The sequence below is a fragment of the Mycoplana sp. MJR14 genome, from assembly GCF_029210525.1.
Taxonomy (GTDB): domain Bacteria; phylum Pseudomonadota; class Alphaproteobacteria; order Rhizobiales; family Rhizobiaceae; genus Mycoplana.
This window is the reverse complement of sequence record NZ_JARGEO010000008.1, coordinates 1-21,256: the sequence shown is the minus strand read 5'-3', so window position 1 is coordinate 21,256 and position 21,256 is coordinate 1. Positions and strand designations below refer to the sequence as shown.

At 67.1% G+C, this 21,256-nt stretch carries 22 protein-coding genes; 8 read left to right on the top strand and 14 right to left on the bottom strand.

The features are described from left to right. Positions 1-10: 10 nt before the first annotated feature. From P0086_RS18015 to P0086_RS18005, 3 genes are all read right to left on the bottom strand, one after another. Entirely contained in the window at positions 11-961 is a 951-nt protein-coding gene (locus tag P0086_RS18015; RefSeq protein WP_112609992.1) for a sugar ABC transporter permease, read from the bottom strand. Between the two features lie 352 nt (positions 962-1,313). Then, positions 1,314-2,573: an ABC transporter substrate-binding protein gene (locus P0086_RS18010; RefSeq protein ID WP_275788043.1), complete on the bottom strand. Its 1,260-nt coding sequence runs from the start codon at positions 2,571-2,573 to the stop codon at positions 1,314-1,316. Positions 2,574-2,614: 41 nt separating this feature from the next. After that, a complete protein-coding gene (locus P0086_RS18005) occupies positions 2,615-3,508 on the bottom strand; it encodes an N-acetylmuramic acid 6-phosphate etherase (protein ID WP_112609990.1) in 894 nt (297 codons plus the stop codon). Positions 3,509-3,706: 198 nt separating this feature from the next. Between P0086_RS18005 and P0086_RS18000 the strand changes: the two genes are divergently transcribed. The 4 genes from P0086_RS18000 to nagA are packed head-to-tail and all read left to right on the top strand — an operon-like array spanning position 3,707 to position 7,564. After that, positions 3,707-4,594 (top strand): N-acetylglucosamine kinase, encoded by an 888-nt coding sequence (locus P0086_RS18000; RefSeq protein ID WP_112598450.1) that lies wholly within the window; start codon positions 3,707-3,709, stop codon positions 4,592-4,594. Next, entirely contained in the window at positions 4,591-5,355 is a 765-nt protein-coding gene (locus P0086_RS17995; protein WP_112598449.1) for a GntR family transcriptional regulator, read from the top strand. Before P0086_RS18000 ends, P0086_RS17995 begins: the two co-directional genes overlap by 4 nt. A 29-nt stretch (positions 5,356-5,384) precedes the next feature. Next, the gene (locus P0086_RS17990) at positions 5,385-6,407 is read left to right on the top strand and encodes an SIS domain-containing protein (protein WP_148151922.1); all 1,023 of its coding nucleotides are present in this window, start codon (positions 5,385-5,387) and stop codon (positions 6,405-6,407) included. Continuing rightward, positions 6,404-7,564 (top strand): N-acetylglucosamine-6-phosphate deacetylase, encoded by a 1,161-nt coding sequence (nagA, locus tag P0086_RS17985; protein ID WP_275788037.1) that lies wholly within the window; start codon positions 6,404-6,406, stop codon positions 7,562-7,564. Before P0086_RS17990 ends, nagA begins: the two co-directional genes overlap by 4 nt. 9 nt (positions 7,565-7,573) lie before the next feature. Here the strand turns inward: nagA and P0086_RS17980 are convergent, their stop codons facing one another. Then, positions 7,574-7,849 (bottom strand): DUF3892 domain-containing protein, encoded by a 276-nt coding sequence (locus P0086_RS17980; protein WP_112598444.1) that lies wholly within the window; start codon positions 7,847-7,849, stop codon positions 7,574-7,576. Between the two features lie 231 nt (positions 7,850-8,080). Here P0086_RS17980 and P0086_RS17975 point away from each other — a divergent pair, with 231 nt between their 5' ends. Next, entirely contained in the window at positions 8,081-9,133 is a 1,053-nt protein-coding gene (locus P0086_RS17975; protein WP_275788034.1) for a dipeptidase, read from the top strand. Between the two features lie 25 nt (positions 9,134-9,158). On the opposite strand, the gene P0086_RS17970 is transcribed toward P0086_RS17975, so the two are convergent. The 3 genes from P0086_RS17970 to P0086_RS17960 all read right to left on the bottom strand — a co-directional run bounded on the left by P0086_RS17970 (position 9,159) and on the right by P0086_RS17960 (position 11,423). Further along, positions 9,159-9,659 (bottom strand): heme-degrading domain-containing protein, encoded by a 501-nt coding sequence (locus P0086_RS17970; RefSeq protein WP_112609982.1) that lies wholly within the window; start codon positions 9,657-9,659, stop codon positions 9,159-9,161. A gap of 93 nt (positions 9,660-9,752) precedes the next feature. After that, the gene (locus P0086_RS17965) at positions 9,753-10,721 is read right to left on the bottom strand and encodes a formylglycine-generating enzyme family protein (protein WP_275788032.1); all 969 of its coding nucleotides are present in this window, start codon (positions 10,719-10,721) and stop codon (positions 9,753-9,755) included. Between the two features lie 147 nt (positions 10,722-10,868). Beyond that, positions 10,869-11,423 carry a threonine transporter gene (locus P0086_RS17960; RefSeq protein ID WP_275788030.1) on the bottom strand — a complete coding sequence of 185 codons (555 nt, stop codon included), beginning with the start codon at positions 11,421-11,423 and terminating at the stop codon, positions 10,869-10,871. Positions 11,424-11,795: 372 nt separating this feature from the next. On the opposite strand from P0086_RS17960, the gene P0086_RS17955 reads away from it, so the two are divergent. Beyond that, positions 11,796-12,434 (top strand): alpha/beta family hydrolase, encoded by a 639-nt coding sequence (locus P0086_RS17955; RefSeq protein ID WP_275788027.1) that lies wholly within the window; start codon positions 11,796-11,798, stop codon positions 12,432-12,434. 11 nt (positions 12,435-12,445) lie between these two features. Here P0086_RS17955 and P0086_RS17950 read toward each other — a convergent pair whose 3' ends face one another. The 3 genes from P0086_RS17950 to P0086_RS17940 form a co-directional block, all read right to left on the bottom strand. Next, a complete protein-coding gene (locus P0086_RS17950; protein ID WP_275788024.1) occupies positions 12,446-13,063 on the bottom strand; it encodes a hypothetical protein in 618 nt (205 codons plus the stop codon). 286 nt (positions 13,064-13,349) lie between these two features. Continuing rightward, on the bottom strand, positions 13,350-14,177 hold the full coding sequence (locus tag P0086_RS17945) for a 3-deoxy-manno-octulosonate cytidylyltransferase (RefSeq protein WP_275788293.1): 828 nt from the start codon (positions 14,175-14,177) through the stop codon (positions 13,350-13,352). Positions 14,178-14,218: 41 nt separating this feature from the next. Next, a complete protein-coding gene (locus tag P0086_RS17940) occupies positions 14,219-14,908 on the bottom strand; it encodes a glycosyltransferase (protein ID WP_112598433.1) in 690 nt (229 codons plus the stop codon). Positions 14,909-15,176: 268 nt separating this feature from the next. Here P0086_RS17940 and P0086_RS17935 point away from each other — a divergent pair, with 268 nt between their 5' ends. Next, positions 15,177-16,130 (top strand): glycosyltransferase family 92 protein, encoded by a 954-nt coding sequence (locus P0086_RS17935; RefSeq protein ID WP_275788020.1) that lies wholly within the window; start codon positions 15,177-15,179, stop codon positions 16,128-16,130. Positions 16,131-16,136: 6 nt separating this feature from the next. Here P0086_RS17935 and P0086_RS17930 read toward each other — a convergent pair whose 3' ends face one another. After that, positions 16,137-16,856: a membrane-anchored protein gene (locus P0086_RS17930; RefSeq protein WP_275788019.1), complete on the bottom strand. Its 720-nt coding sequence runs from the start codon at positions 16,854-16,856 to the stop codon at positions 16,137-16,139. Positions 16,857-16,917: 61 nt separating this feature from the next. Beyond that, positions 16,918-17,514 (bottom strand): acyltransferase, encoded by a 597-nt coding sequence (locus P0086_RS17925; protein WP_275788017.1) that lies wholly within the window; start codon positions 17,512-17,514, stop codon positions 16,918-16,920. Between the two features lie 370 nt (positions 17,515-17,884). On the opposite strand from P0086_RS17925, the gene P0086_RS17920 reads away from it, so the two are divergent. After that, complete coding sequence (locus P0086_RS17920; protein WP_112609966.1) at positions 17,885-18,118, top strand: hypothetical protein; 234 nt, start codon at positions 17,885-17,887, stop codon at positions 18,116-18,118. 113 nt (positions 18,119-18,231) lie between these two features. Here P0086_RS17920 and P0086_RS17915 read toward each other — a convergent pair whose 3' ends face one another. Further along, a complete protein-coding gene (locus tag P0086_RS17915) occupies positions 18,232-20,121 on the bottom strand; it encodes a sugar phosphate isomerase/epimerase and 4-hydroxyphenylpyruvate domain-containing protein (RefSeq protein WP_275788014.1) in 1,890 nt (629 codons plus the stop codon). Between the two features lie 843 nt (positions 20,122-20,964). Further along, a partial coding sequence (locus tag P0086_RS17910) for a M10 family metallopeptidase C-terminal domain-containing protein (RefSeq protein WP_275788012.1) occupies positions 20,965-21,256 on the bottom strand: 292 nt, incomplete at its 5' end.

Genomic DNA, 21,256 nt, shown 5'->3' with positions numbered 1-21,256 from the left:
TCGGCCTCCCCTAGAACTGGTAGCGGCGGATGCGCCGCTGGATGACGAACAGGTAGAGCGAGACGCCGGCGAGGATGATCAGGAACATCACGGTCGCGATCGTCGCTCCCATCGAGCGGTCGCCGAGCTGCAGCTGGAAACCGAAGAAGGTGCGGTAGAGCAGCGTGCCGAGGATGTCGGTCGAGCCGTCCGGCCCGGCGAGCGCCCCCTGCACCGTGTAGACCAGGTCGAAGGCGTTGAAGTTGCCGACGAAGGTCAGGATCGAGATGATGCCGATCGCCGGCAGGATCAGCGGCAGCTTGATCTTGAAGAACTGCGCCCAGCCGGTGACGCCGTCGCATTCGGCAGCCTCGATCACCTCCTCGGGAATGTTGAGCAGGGCCGCATAGATCAGCATCATCGGGATGCCGACATACTGCCAGACCGAGATCAGCGAGACGGCGATCAGCGCCGAGCCGGGCTTGCCGAGCCAGGGCGCGAACAGGGATTTCAGCCCGACGAGATCCATCAGATAGGGCGACACGCCCCAGATCGGCGACAGGATCAGCTTCCAGATGAAGCCGACGATGACGAAGGAGAGCAGCGTCGGCAGGAAGATGGCGGTGCGGTAGAAGGCGGCCCCGCGCAGCTTCGGGATCGACAGCAGCGCGGCAAGCGCGATCCCGATCGGGTTCTGCACCAGCATGTGGATGACGAAGAAGATGACGTTGTTGGAAAGCGCGTTCCAGAAATCGGCCGCCCAGCGGGCATCGCCGAACAGCGTCCTGAAATTGGCAAGCCCCACGAAGGTGGACTGGCCGTCGACGGTGTTGAAGAAGGAGAGCCTGAGCGTCTCGAACAGCGGCAGGATCATCACCGCGCTGTAGACGATCAGCGCCGGCAGCAGGAAGACCGCGATATGCCAGCGCCGCGGCCGCCGTACGACCTCGATCTCGGCTTCTGAAACTGTGGCGTCCGTCATGGTTCCTGCCCGCTGTCCCGACCGGTGGTTCGATGCATGTCCGCGATCATCGGACGGGCCTCACACGGCCGGTCCTGCCGCATGATGCCGTGCCGGGCCGCCCCGGCGGATGAAACTTCAGCTTACACGTTTTCGCGCGGATGGTGCGACGTCGGCCGCAATCATCAGGGAGCGATTTGCCCCTCATCCGCCTGCCGGCACCGTCTCCCCGCGCGCGGGGAGAAGGACGGTTGCCGCACCGTCCTGCCGCGAAAGTCACGCAGGGATCGGCAATCGCTGTGCAAGTCCCCTCTCCCCGCGTGCGGGGAGAGGGCCAGGGTGAGGGGCAATTGCCTCACCCGATGTCACAGGCTCACTTCGCCGGCTTGTACCAGCTGTCGAGACCCTTCTGCAGCTTCTCGGCGGCTGCTTCCGGCGTGTCGGTGCCGTTGATGACGTTGGCCGATTCCGTCCAGGTCTCGTTTTCGAGGTTCGGCGTGCCGCGCGATAGGATCTGGTAGGTCGAGCGGATCGTCGGCTTGCACTTCTCGCGCCAGGAGACGAATTCCTGGGCGAGCGGATCGGCCATCTTCACCGCGGTCGAGTTCAGGCTGAAGAAGCCCGGCAGCGAATTGGCGTAGATGTCGGCGAACTCCGGCGAGGCGACGAAGGAGAGGAACTTCTTCGCAGCTTCGGAATTGGCGCTCTTGGCGTTCAGGCCGATGCCGATGTCGTTGTGGTCGGAGATGTAGCAGGTGTCGCCGGCAGCCTTCACCGGCGGCGGGAACGCGCCCATCTTGAACTGCGCCTGGGTGTTGAACAGGCCGATCTCCCACGAGCCGGCCGGGTAGATGGCGGCGCGGCCGAGCGTGAACAGGTTCTGGCTGTCCGGATAGGTCTGCGCCTCGAAGCCGTCGCCGAGATAGTCCTTCCACTTGGCGAGCACGCGATAGGGCTCGACCCACGGCTCGTCGGTCAGCTTCTGCTCGCCCTTGATCAGCGCCGCGCGGCCTTCCTCGCCCTTCCAGTAGGTCGGACCGATGTTCTGGTAGCCCATGGTGGCGGCTTCCCAGAGGTCCTTGGTGCCCATCGCCATCGGGATGTAGTTGCCGTCGGCCTTGATCTTGTCGAGGGCGGCGAAGAACTCGGCTTCGGTCGTCGGCACGGCGATGCCGAGCTGGTCGAAGGCGTCCTTGTTGTAGATGAAGCCGTGGATGACCGAGGCCATCGGCACGCAGAAGGTGGTGGCGCCGTCGTCGGTCGTCCAGGCGGACTTGGCGACGTCGGAGAAGTTCTCCATGCCCGACAGATCGTTCAGGCTGGCGAGATGGCCCTTGTTGAACAGCTCCAGCGAGGCGTCGAACGGCCGGCAGGTGATCAGGTCGCCGGCGGAGCCTGCATCCAGCTTGGCGTTCAGGGCGGCGTTGTATTCGGTCGGCGCGGTCGGCGAGAAGACGACCTTGATGCCCGGGTTCTTCGCCTCGAAGGCCGGGATGATCTTTTCCTGCCAGATCGACAGGTCGTCGTTGCGCCAGCTCTCGATCGTCAGCGTGGCGTCCTGGGCCTGTGCGAGCCCCGCGGTGCCGAGCACGGTCGTGGCGAGCAACAGTCCCTTGATAAGGTTGCGTGTCATGACATTCTCCCTTTTGTGCGCCCCGTTTGGCGCGGTTCCCGTTATCGGACGGTCTTCAGGGCACGCCGCAGGCTTTGCCCGGAATTTTCGAGCGCGGCATCGGCCGCGGCCTTGTCTTTTGCCCCGGCGGCGATCAGCACCGCTGCCTTGACGGATCCTTCGGACTGCTCGAGCAGCCGCCCCGCCATGTCCAGATCGACGCCGGCAATGCCGGCAACGATCCGGGCCGCGCGGTCCCTCAGTTTGATATTGTCGGCCTTCAGGTTGACCATGTAGCCGTCGTGCACGTGGCCGAGATGGATGCCGACCAGCGTCGACAGCATGTTGAAGGCGATCTTCTGCGCCGTCCCCGCCCCCATGCGCGTCGAGCCGGAGACCACCTCCGGCGGCGTCTGCAGCAGGATCGAGATGTCGGCATAGGCAAAGAGCGGCGCGCCCGGATTGTTGGCGAGCGCGATCACCGTGGCGTCGTGTTCCCGGGCATAGTCGGCCAGCGCGATGGCATAGGGGGTCGAGCCGCTGGCGGTCACGCAGATCACGCAGTCGCCCTTGCCGATGCCGGCCTGCTCCGCATCCGAAACCGCAAGCGCCTCGTCATCCTCGTAGCCGCCGGCGAGATCCTCCAGGCTGGCCGAACCGCCGGCAAGCAGGATGACGATCCGCTCGCGCGCAATCCCGTAGGTACCCGGCAGTTCCAGCGCATCCGCCATCGCCATCAGCCCGGAGCTTCCCGCCCCGGCATAGACGAGCCGCCCGCCCGAGCGAAGCGCATCGGCCGCGAGCTTCGCCGCCTCGGCAATGTCCTCGATCGCCGCGTCGACCGCGGCTGCCGCCTGCTGCTGGGCCTGGGACAGGACCTTGAGCACGTCGGCGGGACTGCGTTCGTCGAGACCTTCCGCCTGTTCGTGCCTGGCTTCGGTTCTGGCTGATGCCATCTGTCGTTCTCCCTTGGCGGGAATTTAATGCCAAAAACATACCAATTGTCTACAGGAAATTAACTTCCGTCAGCGGAAAAATTCACATCGATATTTTTATCTTTATATTTCAATAATTTATTTTCATTAGCGCATGCGCCGACAGTTTTCCACTTGGTTAATGGTATTTTTTTGGTATTGTTTCTGTCGGAGGTTCCCATGGCAGATTTCATCATCGGCATAGATGGCGGCGGCACCAGTTGCCGCGCGGCGATCGCGGACCCGCGAGGGACGATTCTCGGCCGCGGCAAGAGCGGCGCCTCCAATATCCTGACCGATCCGAACGCCGCCATCCAGAACATCACCGAGGCCGCCGAAGCCGCCTTCCGCGACGCCCGGCTGCCCGTGGACGAGGTCCGCAACGCCACCGCCTTCCTCGGCCTCGCCGGCACCAATGTCGGCAACCTCACGCAATATGTGCGCGAGCGCCTGCCCTTCCGCCACACCGACATCGATTCCGACGGCCTGATCGCCCTGCAGGGCGCGATCGGCGATGCGGACGGCTCCGTCGCGATCCTCGGCACCGGCACCATCTTCATGGCCCGCAAGGCCGGCAAGGTCCATTATATCGGCGGCTGGGGCTTCACCATCGGCGACCTCGGCGGCGGCGCGCGCCTCGGCCATGCGCTGCTGCAGGAAGCGCTGCTTGCCCATGACGGCATCCATCCGGGCTCGGCCGTCACCGACGCCGTCCTCAACGAATTCCGCCACGATCCGACCGCCATGGTCGAGTTCGCCCGCCATTCCAAGCCCGGCGACTTCGGCCGCTATGCCCCCCTCGTCTTCCAGTATGCCGACAAGGAGGACCCAGGCGCGCTGGCGCTGCTGGGTGCGGCCGCCCGCGCGGTCAACGAGGCGCTCGACGCCATCACCCGCATCGGCGGCCACGAGCGGCTCTGCCTGCTCGGCGGCCTGGCGCCGCTCTATCCGGCCTGGCTGGAGCCCCGCCACCGCAAGATCCTGATCGAGCCGCAGGCCGATGCCCTGACGGGTGCGGTCGCACTCGCCGCCAAGCGCTATCGGGAGAGAAGCGGAGGCGCCGCATGACGGAGCTGCTCGCCGCCATCCTGTCGCCCGAGCGCCTGCAGGCCGGCGGATCCGGTCCGCTGTACCTGAAGCTGCGCCAGACGCTGGAGGAGGCGATCCAGTCCGGCAAGCTCAACCACGGCGATGCGCTGCCGCCCGAGCGCGATCTCGCGGACTACGCCAACATCAGCCGGGTGACGGTGAGGAAGGCGGTCGACGACCTCGTCAAGGACGGGCTGCTGGTGCGCCGCCACGGCTCCGGTACCTTCGTCGTCAAGCCGGTCTCCAAGGTGGAGCAGTCGCTGTCGCGGCTGACCTCGTTCACCGAGGACATGGCCCGGCGCGGCCTGACGACGCGGGCGCAATGGCTGGACCGCGGCCTGTTCCACCCCTCGCCCGACGAGATGATGATCCTCGGCCTGCCGGCGGACGCGCTGGTGGCAAGGCTCGGCCGCCTGCGCATCGCCGACGACATGCCGCTGGCGATCGAACGCGCCTGCATCTCGTCGGAGTTCCTGCCCGATCCCGCGCAGGTGACCGGCTCGCTCTATGCCGCGCTCGGCCAGCGCGGCTGCCGGCCGGTGCGCGCCGTCCAGCGCATCTCGGCCTATAATATCAAGGAGCCCGACGCGGCCCTGCTCGGCGTCACCGCCGGCGTCGCCGGGCTTTCGATCGAACGCGTCTCCTACCTTGCCTCCGGCAGGGTGGTGGAATTCACCCGCTCGCTCTACCGGGGCGATGCCTATGACTTCGTGGCGGAGCTGACGCTCTCGGATACGTGAGCGCGCCACATAGACCGAAAGACAAGATCATGCAGACCAATATGCGCCGCGAAGTCAACGAGATCCCGGAGGCCGCAGCCCGCCTGCTGTCCGAGCAGAAGGCGGCGATCGCCGCCGCCGGCCGCGCCCTGAAGACTGCCGACCCGCGCTTCTTCGTCACCGTCGCCCGCGGCTCCTCCGACCATGCCGCCCTCTTCCTCAAATATGCGATCGAACTGACCGCCGGCCGGCCCGTCGCCTCGCTCGGCCCCTCGCTCGCCTCGATCTACGGCGCCAGGCTGAAGCTCGACGGTGCGGCGGCGATTGCGATCTCGCAGTCGGGCAAGAGTCCCGACATCGTCGCCATGGCCAAGGCTGCGACCGACGCCGGCGCGATCTCGATGGCGCTGACCAACACCATCCCCTCGCCGCTGGCGGACGCCTGCAGCCACCCGCTCGACATCTGCGCCGGCCCCGAGATCAGCGTCGCCGCCACCAAGTCCTACGTCAACTCGATCGTGGCGGGCCTCGCCATCCTCGCCGAATGGACCGGCGACGCCGCGCTCGGTAAGGCGGTCGCCGCCCTGCCCGACCAGTTCGCAAAGGCGATCGCGCTCGACTGGAGCGGCCTGATCGACGACCTTGCGGCCGCGCAGTCCCTCTATGTGCTCGGCCGCGGCCCGGGCCTTGCGATCGCGAGCGAAGCGGCGCTGAAGTTCAAGGAGACCTCCGGCCTGCATGCGGAGGCCTATTCCTCCGCCGAGGTGCTGCACGGTCCCGTCGCCCTCGTCGGCCCCTCCTTCCCGGTGATCGCGCTCGCCGCCCGCGACGCCGCCGAGCAGTCCGTCACCGGCATGGCCGACGGACTGGCGGAGAAAGGCGCCTATGCCTGCGTCACCTCCGAAGGCGCCAGGGCGGCGAAGACCCTGCCCTTCGTCGCGACCGGCCATCCGATCACCGATGCGCTGGCGCTGATCGTGCCCTTCTACGGCTTCGTCGAGGCCTGGTCGCGCGCCCGCGGCCTGGACCCCGACAAGCCCGTCAACCTCAAGAAAGTGACGGAGACGAGATGAGCGCGCTCACCGCATTCACCGGCGCCCGGATCTTCGACGGCGACCTCTGGCACCAGGGGGCAGCGCTGCTGGTCGAGGCCGGTCGGATCGCAGCGATCGTCGCCGACCGGGACATTCCGGCCGGCGCCGTCCGCGCCCCGCTCGAGGGCGCCCGCATCGTCCCCGGCTTCGTCGACCTGCAGGTCAACGGCGGCGGCGGCGTGCTCATGAACGAGCAGCCGGACGTCGACGGCATCCGCACCATCTGCGCCGCCCACGCCCGCTTCGGCACGACCGCGCTGCTGCCGACGCTGATCACCGACACGCCCGAGGTCACCGCCCGCACGATCGCCGCCGGCATCGCGGCGAAAGCTGCGAACGTGCCGGGCTTCCTCGGCCTCCACCTCGAGGGGCCGCACCTGTCGATCGCCCGCAAGGGCGCACACGACCCGAAGCTGATCCGGCCGATGCAGGCGGACGACCTCCAGCGCATCGTCGAAGCGCGCGGAAAGCTCGACGCGCTGCTGACGACGGTAGCGCCGGAGAGCGTGTCGAACGAGCAGATCGCAGCCCTTGCCGGGGCCGGCGTCGCCGTCAGCCTCGGCCACTCCGACAGCGGCTATGCGACGGTTGCCGCTGCGGTCGCAGCCGGCGCCAGCATGATGACCCATCTCTTCAACGCCATGAGCCCGCTCGGCCACCGCGAGCCGGGCATGGTCGGCGGCGCCCTTGACCTCGGCCATCTCAATGCCGGCCTGATCGCCGACGGCTTCCATGTCGATCCCGTCTCGATCGGTGTCGCCCTGCGCGCCAAGAAGGGCCCGGGCCGCATCTTCCTCGTCACCGACGCCATGTCGACGATCGGCACCGACATGACCGGCTTCACCCTGAACGGACGGGAGATCTTCCGCAAGGACGGCCGGCTGACGCTCGCCGACGGCACGCTCGCCGGCGCCGACATCGACATGATCGCCTGCGTCCGCTTCATGCACGATCAGGCCGGCCTTGAGCTAGAGGAGGCGCTGCGCATGGCCTCGCTCTACCCGGCCGAAGCCATCGGCATGACCGGCCGCAAGGGCCGTCTGACGCACGGCCACGACGCCGATTTCGTCGTGCTCGACGACGGTCTCGCCGTGCGCGCGACCTTCATCGGCGGGGTGCAGGTCTATCGGGTATAGCAGTCGTTTCTAGGGGCACTCGGGAAGCGACAGGAGATTGTTCGGTTCGTCGCCATCAGCCGTCGTCTTGATGTATTTGTTACCGGCCCGGCTTGTGGCGACGACAACATCAACCTGATCGCCTCGCGGTCGTTCGACGTAGTAGGCTTCCTGACCGCCTTCAATATTTCGTATCACGGTGGCCACATCGAGTTTCCTCCCCTGACCACCGATATGCGTGATGCGGGTGTAGGGATCGTTGCGCGGATCCTTGTTGATGCATTGAATTCTGAATCGTCCGGCCATCTCGTTCACCTGGAGAAAATTGGTTGCACTAAAGTTTTTTACACCAAAAGATTGATTTTGTATATCATGTTAAGACGATGTAAATCGCGCCGCCGTCCTTCCCTTGCGGCGCCTCGTGTCCGGCTCTAGGTTGCAAGCCGGCCATGAGTCGCCCCCGGCGGGCGCTCTCTGAAAGGGCCGGCATTCGCCTCGTCCGAACGAACATCCAGGCGGGGCAGACAGGAACCCCGCATGGAACTGATCTTCGACGGACACAACGATGTGCTGCTGCGGCTGCTGGTCAACAAGCAGGGCGGCGGCGATCCGGTCGCGGAGTTCCGGGACGGCACCGACCAGGGGCACATCGACGGCCCGCGCGCCCGCGCCGGCGGCCTCGCAGGCGGTATGTGCGCCATCTATATCTCCTCCGGCCATTTCGAGCTGCGCCGTCCCGACGACAACGGCCACTACATCACCCCGATGGAGCCGCCGCTCGAACGCCAGTCGTCGCTCGATATCGCCCTGGCCATGACCGCGATCGCCTGCCAGCTCGACCGCGCCGGCGCCTGGCGCCTGTGCCGCTCGACCGCGGAGATCCGCGACGCCATCGAGGAGGGCATCTTCGCCGCCGTCCTGCACATGGAAGGCTGCGAGGCGATCGACCGCGACCTCGCCGCCCTCGAGGTGTTCCATGCCGCCGGCCTGCGGTCGCTGGGGCCGGTCTGGAGCCGCAACAACATCTTCGGCCACGGCGTCCCCTTCGCCTTCCCCTCGTCGCCCGATACCGGCCCCGGCCTCACCGAGGCCGGCTTCGACCTGGTGCGTGCCTGCAACCGGCTCGGCATCATGATCGACCTGTCGCACATCACGGAAAAAGGGTTCTGGGACGTCGCCGAGACGACGGACCAGCCGCTGGTCGCCACCCATTCGAACGTCCATGCCCTGACGCCGGTGGCCCGCAATCTGACTGACCGGCAGCTGGACGCGATCCGCGAGAGCCGCGGGGTCGTCGGGCTGAACTATGCGACCACGATGCTGCGCCCCGACGGCCGCGAGAGCGCCGGCACGCCGCTCTTCGACATGGTCCGCCACATCGACTACATGGTCGAGCGCATGGGCATCGATTGTGTTGCGCTGGGCTCGGATTTCGACGGCGCGATGATCCCCGCCACGATTTCGGACGCGGCCGGCAACCAGAAACTCGTCACGGCACTCTCAGCCGCCGGCTACGATGCCGACAGCCTCAGGAAGATCTGCCGCAGGAACTGGCTGCGCGTGCTTGGCCAGGCCTGGCACGAGCGCTGATCCGTCCCTCGGCGGCACCCGCCGGTCATTCCGGCAGCCGCGCATCCCCGAGCTCCACGCCGAGCAGCCGGGCCAGCCCGTCCGCGACGATCGCATGGTCGATGCGCTGCGGCACGCCGGAGACGGTGACCGCACCGACGCAGCCGAGCCCGTCCACCAGGATCGGGAAGCCACCGCCATGGGTGGCGAAGTCGGACAGCGGCAGGTTGTGCGCCTCCTCCTGGCCGCGATGGGCGAGCGCCAGCCGGCGCCCGACGAGATAGGACGAACTCCAGAGCCTCAGCACGGTGTTGCGCTTGCGGCGGATCCACTCGGCATTGTCCGTCGAGGTCCCGTCGAGCACGGTGTGGAAGAGGATGCGGTCCCGCAGCGAGATGTCGATGGCGATGGGCGCGCGCCGGTCGATCGCGATCTCACGCAGGATGCCGCCGAGCTGCCAGGCCATGTCCGGATCGAAACGGGAGAAACGCAGGATCTGCTCCTGCTGCTCGAGCCGGGCGATATCACCCTTCAGGTCTTCCGTCATCGTGTCCTCCTCGCATCGACATTGCTACCGCCTGACTAGCCCGCCCGAGGCGACGGCACAAGGGCGACGTCGCCCGCCACGAGGCGGCAGCGGTCATTGCCGGCGGATGCAGCGGAAGCCGATGTGGGTCGTCGCCGCGTTCTCCTCCTGCGCATGCCGGGCGGCGGGCCGGTAGCGGCGGCAGTAGTTGGGGGCGCACAGATGCGATCCGCCCTTGACGACGCGGCGGGCGATCAGGATGTCGGGCATGCGCGGATCGCGACTGGCCTCGGCGCCGCCGCCGCGTGGATTGGCGGGCACGCAGCATGGGCCGGCCGCCGGATCCGGATGGCGCGCGGACCAGTAGTCGCTCGTCCATTCCCAGACATTGCCGATCATGTCGAACAGCCCGTAGCCGTTCGGCGGGAACGATCCGACCGGCGAGGTGCGCTCATAGCCGTCGGGCTTCAGGTTCTCGGTCGGAAACTGCCCGTGCCAGGTATTCGCCATGAAGCGGCCGCCGGGGATCAGCTCGTCGCCCCAGGCGAACTCGGCCCCCTCCAGCCCGCCCTTGGCGGCGAATTCCCATTCCGCCTCGGTCGGCAGCTCGCGCCCGGCCCAGTCGGCATAGGCCTTGGCGTCCTCGAAGGCGACCTGCACGACCGGATGGTCGTACCGGCCGCGGATGTTGCTCTGCCCGCCATAGGGCCTTCGCCAATTGGCGCCGAACTTGTACGTCCACCATTGCGACGGGTCGGGCCCGGAAAGCCGCCGCGGCGGATCGAAGATGACCGAACCGGGGCGAAGCATGTGCGGATCGGCGCCGGGATAGTCCTCCGCCCGCGCCCGCCGCTCGGCGACGGTGACGTAGCCGGTGGCCTCCACGAAGGCCATGAACTGACGGTTCGTCACCGGCGTGACGTCGATCCAGAAGCCGTCGACCCGCACCGGATGCGCCGGCGCCTCCTCCGGATAGTGGACGTCGGAGCCCATCGTGAAGGTGCCGCCCTCGATCCAGATCTGGCGCGACGGTGCGGCCGGATCGCCGCCTGCCTCGGCCGCCTGTGGAATGTGCTCGTCCATGGCCCCGCCCTTCCTCCCCGCAGGCGAGACGACCCGTCCCGCCTCCAGGCGCCCGCCCGACAGCGAGAGGTTGAACCCATCTGCGGGGCAGATCAAGCCTCGGGTTGAACGATGGACGGTCGGGACCGGGTATTCGGGCCAGGCCGTTCAGGCCAGCGCGCTCGACAGCGCATAGAGGGAAAAGCCGCCGAGCACGACGGCGGCGCCCTTGTAGGAACGGCGGCGCACGCCGCCGGGGAGTGCCGCGCCGAGCGCGACCCAGCCGAGCCCGGCGATCGACGACAGCAGGATGAAGACGGCAATCCGCAACGCGGTGTCATCCGGGCTCCCTTGCGGGATCATCATCGTGCCGACGATCATCGCCTTCGGATTAACGAGCGTCGTCAGGAAGACGCGGGCGACCGCGCCCCGGCGCGCCGCACCCGTCATGTCCGGCGACATCGCCCAGAGCCGCGCGGCCGCGTAGGCCAGCCAGCAGGCGGCGACGATCTTCAGCGCCGGCAGCGCCCACCAGAGATCCTTCACCAACGCTGCGAAGGCCACGAAGAAGGAGATCGCCAGCGCGTAGCCGGCCGCCTCGGCGAGCGGCAGCAGGCGGGCCCGCGGCAGTCCGAACGTGGCGCCGGCGGCGGCCAGCACCGTGTTTGTCGGCCCGGGTGTCAGAAGGATGACCGAGGACGTCAGGACGAAAGCTGTGATCATGGCGGATGCTGTTCTGGCCCGGGTTCCGGTCTGACGGCTGGCTGGCGGTCGGCTTGCATCGAAGCTTTCGCCGATAAGGCGCAGCCGCGCAAGCCCCGCGCCCGGCCCGTGCGCATCCGCCGCAGCCGGGCCCACCCTGCGCCCCCGATGCAAAAAGGGCGCTCGACCCTTTCGGGGAGCGCCCTTGTCCTGTCGGGCACGGAACGGCTCGGCCAACGCCAACACCATTCCCGTCCGTTTTTCAGGCAGACCGGAGATATGTGGACGGGGCCTGCGGATTTCAAGGGCGCCAAATCCCCTGCCCCCGGACGAGCCTTTACGTCGAAGGCGAATGCCCGCATGGTCCAGTTCGCTTGCAAGAGGGTAGATGCGATGACCGACCGCTTCCTGTTCGACGGCCCCGCCGATGCGCCGATCACGATCCTGCTGGCCCACGGCGCCGGCGCGCCGATGGATTCCGCCTCGATGACGGCCGCAGCACAGGCGCTCGCCGCCGAAGGCTTTCGCGTGGCGCGCTTCGAGTTCGCCTACATGGCGGCAAGGCGCGACGGCCAGCGCAAGCCGCCGCCCCGCGCCGAGACCCTGAAGCCCGAATATGTCGACGCCGTGCGGACCCTCGGCGCGCGCGGTCCGCTCGTCATCGGCGGAAAGTCGATGGGCGGCCGCGTCGCAAGCATGATCGCCGACGAGTTGCATGCCGCCGGCGCGGTCGCGGGCCTGCTCTGCCTCGGCTATCCCTTCCACCCGCCCGACAAGCCGGAGAGCCTGCGCACCGCCCACCTCGCCGGCCTGCAGACGCCGGCGCTGATCTGCCAGGGCACCCGCGACGAATTCGGCACGCGCGCGGAGGTCGAGACCTATTCGCTGTCCGGGCGGATCAGGCTGCTCTGGCTGGAAGACGGCGATCACGACCTGAAGCCGCGCAAGAAGCTTTCCGGCTTCTCCGCGGCCGACCACCTGCGCACGATGGCTGCGACGGTGAAGCAATGGGCGGAGCAGTTGGGCCGCTGAGCGATCGCCGTTCAGTCGAACGCCGTCGGATGCAGCACTGGCCGGTAGCCGGCGGCAAGGGCGGCGAGCGTCGAGGGCGGCGTCAGCAGGCCGTCCATCGATCCGGGCGGGTCCGCGCGCCGGTAGCCGTCCGGCTGCCAGAGCAGGGTCCGGCCGCCCCTGACGAGATAGGCCGCCGCGCCGGATGCGACCATGGTGCCGTCGGGCAGCGCGGCGAGCGGCCCTTTCAGCGGATGCAGCCGCTTGCCGCTGTGCTCCAGCCGCTCGGCGTGCAGGCGCAAGTCGATATCCTGCGCCTTCGGCAGCGTTCCCCCGTTGCCGGCGCTCCACTTTTCCCGGAACGCGCGCGCCTCCTCCCGCCGGCAGAGGAAGCACGGCCGGTGCCCGGCGGCGAGCGCCGTCGCCTCGTCGAGGAAGAACAGCTCCGTCCAGCTGCGCTGCGCCATCACCGGCCGCCGGATGCCCTTGTAGTCGCAGCGGCAGATGATCCACGCCCGCGTCGTCCACCGCCGCTTCGTCAGGCTGCGCGTGGCGGGATCGTGGATGATGCCGCGGTTGCCGGTGAAGAGCCCGCGCGCGCTGACCGCAACGATGTCGCCGAAGGGCGTGACCCGGTTCTGCAGCGGCATGAATTTCCTCCCGACCCGTCCTTTTCGCCCGCGGGCCGCCGAAGGAACATCCGGTTCGCTGAACTGCAGGCTTGCAGCAGGGCGGCGCGTCTCGGCACAGTCGCCGCCTGCAAAACGCCCTTCACTCTACCCTCTCTCCCCGCAAGCGACAAAAGGGAAGCGAAACGCTGCGGCAACCGTCCTTCGCCCCGCCTGCGGGGAGAAGGTGCCGGCAGGCGGATGAGGGGCGCGGCACGCTCTGCATGCGTGGCAAAGCCTCGACCGCACCGGTCCGGCGCGCCGTCTCTCAGCTCTGCCGGCGCCGCTTCAGCAATGACGGCTTCAGCCGCCGCAGGAAATTGTCGGCCGAGCGGATGATGTTCGTCAGCGAGATCAGCTTGTCGACCTCGGCGTCGGTATTGGACAGCCGCTCCGACAGGACCTCGGCCGCGGCAAGCGCGATCTCCGCCGCCGGGATCTCGGGAAAACGTTCGGAAAGCTTCTGGTAGGGATTGCTGCCGGCACCGCCGTGGATTGCGATCTTGCCCAGGCGCGCAAACAGCCGCAGGAACACCTGCTCGTAGCTCCAGTCGTGGACGGAGACCACCCGCCACTTCTCGCTGCGCCGTGCCGAGAAGCCGGCGAGCGTGATCCTGCCCGGCAGCCGGAGCTCGCTCAGCCAGAGCGCCATGGCAAAGCCGCTGGTCGGCACCTTGCCCTCGGTGTAGAGCGGGTCGAAATGGCCGCGCAGGTCGAGATGCCCCGTCGCTGCATTGTGGAAGTCGGCGGACGTGTTCGGCTTCTCGTCGTCCGCCAGCCGGATGTTCATGATGCCGAGGAAATGCGCCCGGTCGAAAAAGGACAGCACCTCGTCCACCTCGCCGCGATAGACGATCCCCGCCCCCCGCGGCTGCCCGCGGGTGATCAGGATGGCGTGGCCCTCGAAGGGCTGGTCGAGCACCTTGAAGACCTTGTTGAAGAAGACGAACAGCGCATCCGCCGGATAGTGCGCCCGAAGCTCGGCGACGTTCGAGGCCGTCGAGTTGGCGACGAGGACGATCTCGGAATAGCGGGCAAACAGCGCCCGCCAGTCGTCGGTCGTCGCAAGTCCTGCCGCAGCCGCCCGCGCAGGCAGGCCGCCTTCGGCGGGCGTTTCCGGACCGTGCGCCAAGGGGATCAGGCCTTCTGCTGCACCGACAGCACGCGCTCGCGCATGGCGAACCATTCGTCGGCGTAGTCGTCGTCCTTGTATTCGTCGAAATACGGGCCGCCATCGGTGAAGTGGACGAGCTTGGCGTCCTCGCGGCGGTCGTACTCGTTGACGAGATAGTTCCAGACGACCGGCACCTCGCCGATCTGGTCGTCGCTGTCCAGCCACTTGAACTGGTGCAGCTGCAGGCCGGTGGCGGTGTTGACGAATTCCTTGCTCAGCGCCGTGCACTTGGCGTTGTTGAACATGATCATGCTCGACCAGTTCTTCTTCTCGTACTTGGTCTGCGTCTGGCCGAGGAACTTCGTCTCGATCTTCGGCACGTAGTCGTGCTTGACGCACATGGCCGCATACTTGTCGTCACGCAGCGCCCACAACTCGGCGATGTCGGCGCGGGCCAGCATGTCGCAGTCCATGAAGATGCTCCAGCCCTCGTAGTTGCTGAGATAGGGCACCAGGAAGCGGGAGAACGAGAACTCCGTCGACTGCAACGGATTGCGCTCGCGATAGAACATCGGGCCGAGGTTGTTTAGAACGATTGGAGAAAACACCACCGGGATGGAGGAGCGCTCAATAATGCTCTGGCAAAGGACGTGATAGGCGACAACTTCCTTGGAATCGAAACCTACAAATATACGCGCAACATCATCTCTCATACCGATACCTTCCGCTTTTCATCCCGCGGGGCGGGCGATTCAGCTTGTCTTTTGGCAAATCTCGATTTGACGCCACGCCGCTCGATTGGGCGCGCCGGCGACCTCGGCTATCGTGTGCATGAGGACAGAAGCGATGTCAATGCGGCAGAGCCCCCGCCTGCCGGAGCCTTTCGGGGACGTCCGGGGCCACTGGAATGCGTCACCGATGGTCCCTATAGTGCGGCCGGCCGGGCAGGACTGATCCGGCCAAGACGTGTCCGGAGTTGAAATGCGCTGGTTTGGCAACAAGAAGAGCGGAATAAAGGCCCTGTCGATCACCCCGCCGCAGCCGGCCACGGACCGCAGCGGCATCGCGATCGCCCTCTGCGTCAGGAACGAGGCGGACTATATCGAGGAATGGCTGCGCTTCCACCGGGCCGTCGGCGTCCGGCATTTCATCGTCTACGACAACGGCTCGACGGATGCGACCTGCGCGGTGATCCGCGACGTGCTCGATCCCGCCGAGCTGACGCTGATGCCCTGGGCCGGCAAGGTCGCCTCCAGCAAGACCGACCAGCTGATCGATGGCCAGGTGCTGGCCTTCGCCCATGCGATCCTCAATTTCGGCGGCCGCTTCCGCCGCATGGCCTTCATCGACGCCGACGAGTTCCTGCTGCCGAAGACGGGCACGACGATCGAGGAAGCGCTGGCGGCGACCGGCGATTTCCCCAACGTGTCGCTGCCCTGGCACATGTTCGGAACGAGCGGCCACCGGAAGAAGCCGGCCGGCCCGGTGACGCTGGCCTACACCCGGCGCGGCGCCGACCCGCTGGGCAAGCAGGAGCACTCCACCAATTTCAAGTGCATCGTCGACCCCTGCGAGGTGACGGAGGTGACGATCCACCAGTTCAGGACGAGGGCCCACGGCGACCTGACCGTCAACGATGCGGGCTACCGCACCACCCGCGACGGCCGCAAGCAGCGGCAATTCTATTCCAATGCCTTCCTGCAGCTGAACCACTACTACAGCAAATCCGAGGAGGAGATGCTGGCGAAGATGGCGCGCGGCTCCAACTATGCCGTCTCCGCCGAGCGGCTGGAGGAGAAGATGCGCATCACGCTCTCCAACATCCAGAGCGCCGAGGTCGAGGATCGCGCCATGGTCGATTTCCTCACGGCGAACCGCATCCGCCTGGGCGGGGACGAAAGCGCCGGCCTTCGCGACGGCGCCGCCGCCGGCTGAGCCGCCTCAGACCTTGCCCGTCCACAACGGCAGGCCGCTGCTCTCGGCCACGCCGGGATCGGCGGTGAAGACCGGAAAGCCCTTGTCGCGCAGCGTCTGCAGCACCTTCTGGTCCATGTCGCGATGGAAGCGGGCGAGGTTTTCCTGGTTGTAGACGTGGCCGGTCGATTGCGGATTGATGCCGGACAGGATCACCGCCGGCGCGCTGTTGTAGAGGGCGAACAGCGCCGCATTGATGCCGTTGGAGCACTTGCTTTCCGCGTCCAGCTCGTCGCTCTTGAAGCCGCAGACCCGGTCCAGCAGCGCCATGCGCTGGTAGCGGTCGACGATCTCGAGCCGGTCGTAGCGATAGTCGAACGCCTTCAGCCCCTCGACGAGCGAGGACATGCCGTCGCGCCAGAGCAGCATGTAGAGCGCGCCGGTCCGCTGGCCGGAAAGCACGCGCCGGACCTCCACCGCATTGGTGTTGGTGCCGCGGATCTGGTTGAACATCATGAAGGTGATGTCGGGTGCCTCGATCCCCCAGCGCTGCGTCACCGTCTGCGCGCCGTTGATGGTGATCACCCGATAGCTGCCGTCGAAGCCGGAAGGCAGGTGCGAGACCGGTGCGGAGCCCACGACCAGCACCGGCCCGTCCAGCGGCACGACCGAGGCGGGCGGCCGCGGCCGGGTCAGATTGTACTTGATGCGCCGGTAGAGGCGCGTCTTTGCTTCGGAAAGGGACACTGGGGACTGCCTGTCACTCGTTGCGATTCGCCGCGGATGAAATCTGCAGCCCCGCCGGCTGTCAATGCACGGCGCCGCCGTAGCCGGTCCGCCGGGCCTGGATGTCGGCGGGTGCAGCCGCCTTCGCCGATGCCGACCCGCCTCGCATCTTCACGAGCCGCGCCGGCGCGCCGACATAGACGCCGTAGGGCACCGTCTGCCCCTTGACCACGCAGTTCGCCCCGATCACGCACCCCTTGGCGATGTGCGCGCCGCCGAGGATCTTCGCCCCCGCGCCGATCCACACGTCATCCTCGACGACGATCGGCTTCTTGACGTTGGCCTGCCGGCGGATCGGCACCTCGACGTCGTCATAGCCGTGCTCGAATGAGGCCATCACCACATGCGCGGCGATCCGGACGTCGTTGCCGATGCGGATGCCGCCATGACCGAGAAGCACCGTGTAGTCGTTGAGCGAGACGTTGTCGCCGATCTGGATGGCGCCGCTCTGCGCGTTGATGACGACCCCGCTGCGGGTCGAGATCCGGTCACCGATCGTGATCTTGCCCTTCCCATAGCGAAAGCGCGGCAGATAGGGCATCTTCGGGCGCTTTCCGATCTTCAGCGAGCCGCCCGAGAAGAAAGCCCTCAGTTTTGCCAGGGGCCCGAAATTCCACATTCCACGTCGTCCTTGGTTCTCTGCGCCCGGTTCTTTGCGCCCGGTCCTGGCCGTCCCGCAACGGCACGGCGCTCCATATCGGCGCCGGCAATGGCCTCCAGATAAGCAACATCCCCGCAAGCGCAAGGCCCCGTCAGCGAAACAGAGCCGCCGACCACGGCTATTTCACGTCCGTCCGCTCACAATTCGAGCGCATTGCACGCAGGACGGGAGACGCCTGGCGCGACAAGCGTGATTTCTCCGCCAGGCGTGGTAGGCTTCTCAACCAGACGCCCGTCGCGAACACGCCTCAACACGGAGCTGGCGGCGAAGGGATGTGCCTTCGGCAAGGTGCCGGCGGGCGCATCCGGTCAGTCGAGGAGAACGTCAGATGCGCAGATTGATCTCCGGTATTGCGGCCGGCGCCGTTCTTGCAGCCGTGTTCGCAGCAGCGCCTGTACAGGCGGAAGACATGATGAAATCCGACATCCTGGAGGCCTACACCACGCCTTCCGAAGCGACGCCCGCGGCCGCGACGAAGGCCGACTGCCTGCAGAAGGCCGAGATGGAAACGGACAGCGCGAAGAAGGACGAGATGCTGAAGGCCTGCGACGCGATGAAGTGAAGCGATGCGCCGCGTGTCGGCCATCCGGAGGTTCCCCGGGCCGACCGGGCAGTCACGATCGCCCGGCCAGCGGCCTGTTCACCCCGGCAAGAGCTTGACGCGCTCTGCGAGGCCTACAGCTTCGGCACCCCTTCCGGGCGCAGGTGTTTCTTGAGCGCGGCAATGCGGAAGATCGCATTCGCCGCCCCGTAGCCGCCGTAGTCGCGGCGCTCCACGATCTCGAAGAAGAAGCCCTCGCCATAGGTCGGGCTGTAGAGCTGGAAATACTCCCCGCGCTCGTCGCGGTCGTAGAGGATGTTCTCGGCCCGCAAACGTTCGGTCAGTTCCGGCTGGAGGCCGAAGCGGGCCTCGGCGTCGTCATAGTAGTTGGGCGAGATCGACAGCGGCCGGAAGCCGTTCTTGCGCAGGGCGGCGGCGGTCGAGAAGATGTCGTCGGTATGGAAGGCGAGGTGCTGGACGCCGGAACCGAAGGTCTCGGCGATGAAATGGCCAGCCAGCGTGCGGCGGTTTTCCGCCCCGTTCAGGGTGATGCGCAGCGAGCCTGCGGCGTTCTGCACGACCTGGCTGCGCACGACGCCGGCCGGATCGATGATGTCGACCACCGGCGTCTTTTCCGCCGCGAAGATCGAGGTGTAGAACAGCACCCAGGTCAGCATCTCCTCGTAGCCGACCGTCTGGGCGACGTGGTCCACGAAGCGCAGGCCCGCGGGCGCGATCGTCGCGTCATCACCGCAGGGCTCGAAATCGATCTCCCAGATGCGCCCCAGCTCGCTCGTCTCGTCGAGCAGGTAGACGAGCCCGCCGCCGACGCCGCGGATCGCTGGCACCTCGACTTCGCCGGCGGCGACCGGCTGGCTGAAAGGTTCGGCATCGAGCGCAAGCGCGCGCTCCATCGCCTTGGCGGCATCATCGACCACGAGCGCGATCGCATAGGCCGAGCTTCCATGCACCGCATAGGAGGCGCCGGCAAAGCCGCCCTCATCCCTGTTGACCAGGATGCGGACATCGCCCTGCCGATAGAGATCGACCCTCTTCGAGCGATGGCGGCCGGTCCTTTCGAATCCCAGCGTCTTCAGGATCGCAACCAGTTCGCCCGCATCGTCCTCGGCCGCGGTGAATTCGACGAAGCCGATCCCCTTGACCTCGGCGCGCTCCGGCATCGGCGTCACGGTCAGCGCGGCGGCATTGGGATGGCGGCGCACCTGGTCGCCGAGATAGATCAGCGAGCGATGGCCGTCGGCCGCGATCGGCTTGGCCGCGCCGCCGCGGAACTGGTCGTTGAAGATCTCCAGCGAGAAATACCCGTCATAGCCCGTCTCCGCGATCGCCCGCGTGAATTCGGTGACCGGCAGGTCCCCCTCGCCCGGCATGTTGCGGAAATGGCGGCTCCAGTAGAGCAGGTCCATGTCGATCAGCGGCGCGTCCGCCAGCTGGACGATGAAGATCTTCTCCTTGGGGATGGACCGGATGGAGTTGATGTCGATCTTGCGCGACAGCGTGTGGAAACTGTCGAGGATCAGCCCGATATTGTCGTGGTCGGCCCGGCGCACAATCTCCCAGGCATCGCGGTGGTCCCAGATGTGCCGCCCCCAGGCGAGCGCCTCGTAGCCGACCTTCAGCCCCCGCTTCTTCGCCCGCTCGCCGAGTTCGTGAAAGTCCGCCGCCGCCCGGTCGATGCCGCCGAGCGAGATCGGCGAGACGTTGGAGCAGACGAGCACGAGGTCGGTTCCGAGCTGCTGCATCACGTCGAACTTGCGCTCCGCCCGGTCGAACGTCCGGCTGCGATGCGGCTCCGGCATGCCCTCGAAGTCGCGAAACGGCTGGAACAGCGTGATCTCCAGGCCGAAATCGCGCACCATCCTGCCGACATCGGCGGGGCTGCCGTCGAAGGCGAGGAAATCGTTCTCGAAGATCTCGACGCCGTCGAAGCCGGCGGCCGCGATGGCCGCAAGCTTGTCCGGCAGTTCGCCGCTGATCGAGACCGTTGCGATCGAAGTCTTCATCCGCGTTCTCCTCCTTCTCTCCCTCAGCCGCGCCGCCGCATCGGACCGGTCGGGCTGCCTCCTGCCGCTGCGACCAGCTCCCGCCCGGCCGTTCGCCACGCCGGCAGGCCCGCAGAAGCCCGCGTGACCGCGCCCTCCGGCAGCCGCCCGTCCCGTTCGCAGGGGGCATGACGGCCATCGATCGCCGACCCCCGCTCGCCGATGCCGGGGATCCGGCTCCGATCCGGCTCCGATCCGGCCCGGATCTGGCTCGGGTCCGATGCCGATCCGGCGCATCCACTGGCCGCGCGGCCCCCTCTCGGGATCCGTTGCCCGGCGCGGGCGCCCGCCTGCGCCCCGCCGGCCTCTTCGAACGGTTTCACCAATAATGTACTAACCAGTACGTAACTGCAAATGGCATTTTTGATGCGACCCATAACCGGAACAGCCCGCCGGGATTGCCCTGCCGGCCGGAAGCCGGCGACGGTGGATCACAGGAAGAAAGAGAGAGTGTGTGTGTAGCCCGCGCTTCGTGGACGACGGCGGCGCACAAGGACGCGGCGCCCCGCGAGGCAAAGCGACCGGCGGAAACCAGGACAGGGGTGCGCTCGCCGGCGACGCCCGGGGCGTTGCGGCACGCGCCGGGCAGCGGGACCGGTGCGCCTGGTGGCACATGGCGCACCGTCGGATGCCGGCTGGAGCGAGGCCAGCAGCGCACGGGTCGTCTATCACACGCCGCCGGCAAGCCACGCCGACGCAGGGGGAGGCGATAGGCCTCGCGCTCCGGTGGATCGAACCGCAGCCTCGGGCGGCTGCGGTTCGTGGTCTCGAGAATTCGGCGCGGTCGTCACCCGCGCCTTTCCATCACAGAAGGAAGTCTCCCTTGTCGAGGGTGATGGCCTTGTCGATGTGGATGGCGAAGTCGGTCTTGCCGTCGCCGTCGGTATCGCCGGTGACGTAGGTGTTCGAACCGCTCTTGGCGTAGCGCAGCTCGCCCGCCTTGTCGCTGAAGGCGTCCGTGCCGATGAAGCTGAAGGTCTGGTTGCCCGATTTCGTCGCATTGGCGTCGATCGCCTTCAGGTCGATGATGTCGCCGGAACCGAAGTCGAAGATCGTGTCGCGGGAAGACGAAGTCGAATCCGACACTGCCTTGAAT

Bases quoted from the DNA above. Each gene is read 5' to 3' on its own strand.
- P0086_RS17955 (WP_275788027.1), top strand. From the start codon at position 11,796: ATGACCGACCGCTTCCTGTTCGACGGCCCCGCCGATGCGCCGATCACG.
- P0086_RS18015 (WP_112609992.1), bottom strand. From the start codon at position 961: ATGACGGACGCCACAGTTTCAGAAGCCGAGATCGAGGTCGTACGGCGG.
- P0086_RS17935 (WP_275788020.1), top strand. From the start codon at position 15,177: ATGCGCTGGTTTGGCAACAAGAAGAGCGGAATAAAGGCCCTGTCGATC.
- P0086_RS18010 (WP_275788043.1), bottom strand. From the start codon at position 2,573: ATGACACGCAACCTTATCAAGGGACTGTTGCTCGCCACGACCGTGCTC.
- nagA (WP_275788037.1), top strand. From the start codon at position 6,404: ATGAGCGCGCTCACCGCATTCACCGGCGCCCGGATCTTCGACGGCGAC.
- P0086_RS17960 (WP_275788030.1), bottom strand. From the start codon at position 11,423: ATGATCACAGCTTTCGTCCTGACGTCCTCGGTCATCCTTCTGACACCC.
- P0086_RS18005 (WP_112609990.1), bottom strand. From the start codon at position 3,508: ATGGCATCAGCCAGAACCGAAGCCAGGCACGAACAGGCGGAAGGTCTC.
- P0086_RS17995 (WP_112598449.1), top strand. From the start codon at position 4,591: ATGACGGAGCTGCTCGCCGCCATCCTGTCGCCCGAGCGCCTGCAGGCC.
- P0086_RS17925 (WP_275788017.1), bottom strand. From the start codon at position 17,514: ATGTGGAATTTCGGGCCCCTGGCAAAACTGAGGGCTTTCTTCTCGGGC.
- P0086_RS17980 (WP_112598444.1), bottom strand. From the start codon at position 7,849: ATGGCCGGACGATTCAGAATTCAATGCATCAACAAGGATCCGCGCAAC.
- P0086_RS17940 (WP_112598433.1), bottom strand. From the start codon at position 14,908: ATGAGAGATGATGTTGCGCGTATATTTGTAGGTTTCGATTCCAAGGAA.
- P0086_RS17950 (WP_275788024.1), bottom strand. From the start codon at position 13,063: ATGCCGCTGCAGAACCGGGTCACGCCCTTCGGCGACATCGTTGCGGTC.
- P0086_RS17965 (WP_275788032.1), bottom strand. From the start codon at position 10,721: ATGGACGAGCACATTCCACAGGCGGCCGAGGCAGGCGGCGATCCGGCC.
- P0086_RS17915 (WP_275788014.1), bottom strand. From the start codon at position 20,121: ATGAAGACTTCGATCGCAACGGTCTCGATCAGCGGCGAACTGCCGGAC.
- P0086_RS17920 (WP_112609966.1), top strand. From the start codon at position 17,885: ATGCGCAGATTGATCTCCGGTATTGCGGCCGGCGCCGTTCTTGCAGCC.
- P0086_RS17970 (WP_112609982.1), bottom strand. From the start codon at position 9,659: ATGACGGAAGACCTGAAGGGTGATATCGCCCGGCTCGAGCAGCAGGAG.
- P0086_RS17975 (WP_275788034.1), top strand. From the start codon at position 8,081: ATGGAACTGATCTTCGACGGACACAACGATGTGCTGCTGCGGCTGCTG.
- P0086_RS17990 (WP_148151922.1), top strand. From the start codon at position 5,385: ATGCAGACCAATATGCGCCGCGAAGTCAACGAGATCCCGGAGGCCGCA.
- P0086_RS18000 (WP_112598450.1), top strand. From the start codon at position 3,707: ATGGCAGATTTCATCATCGGCATAGATGGCGGCGGCACCAGTTGCCGC.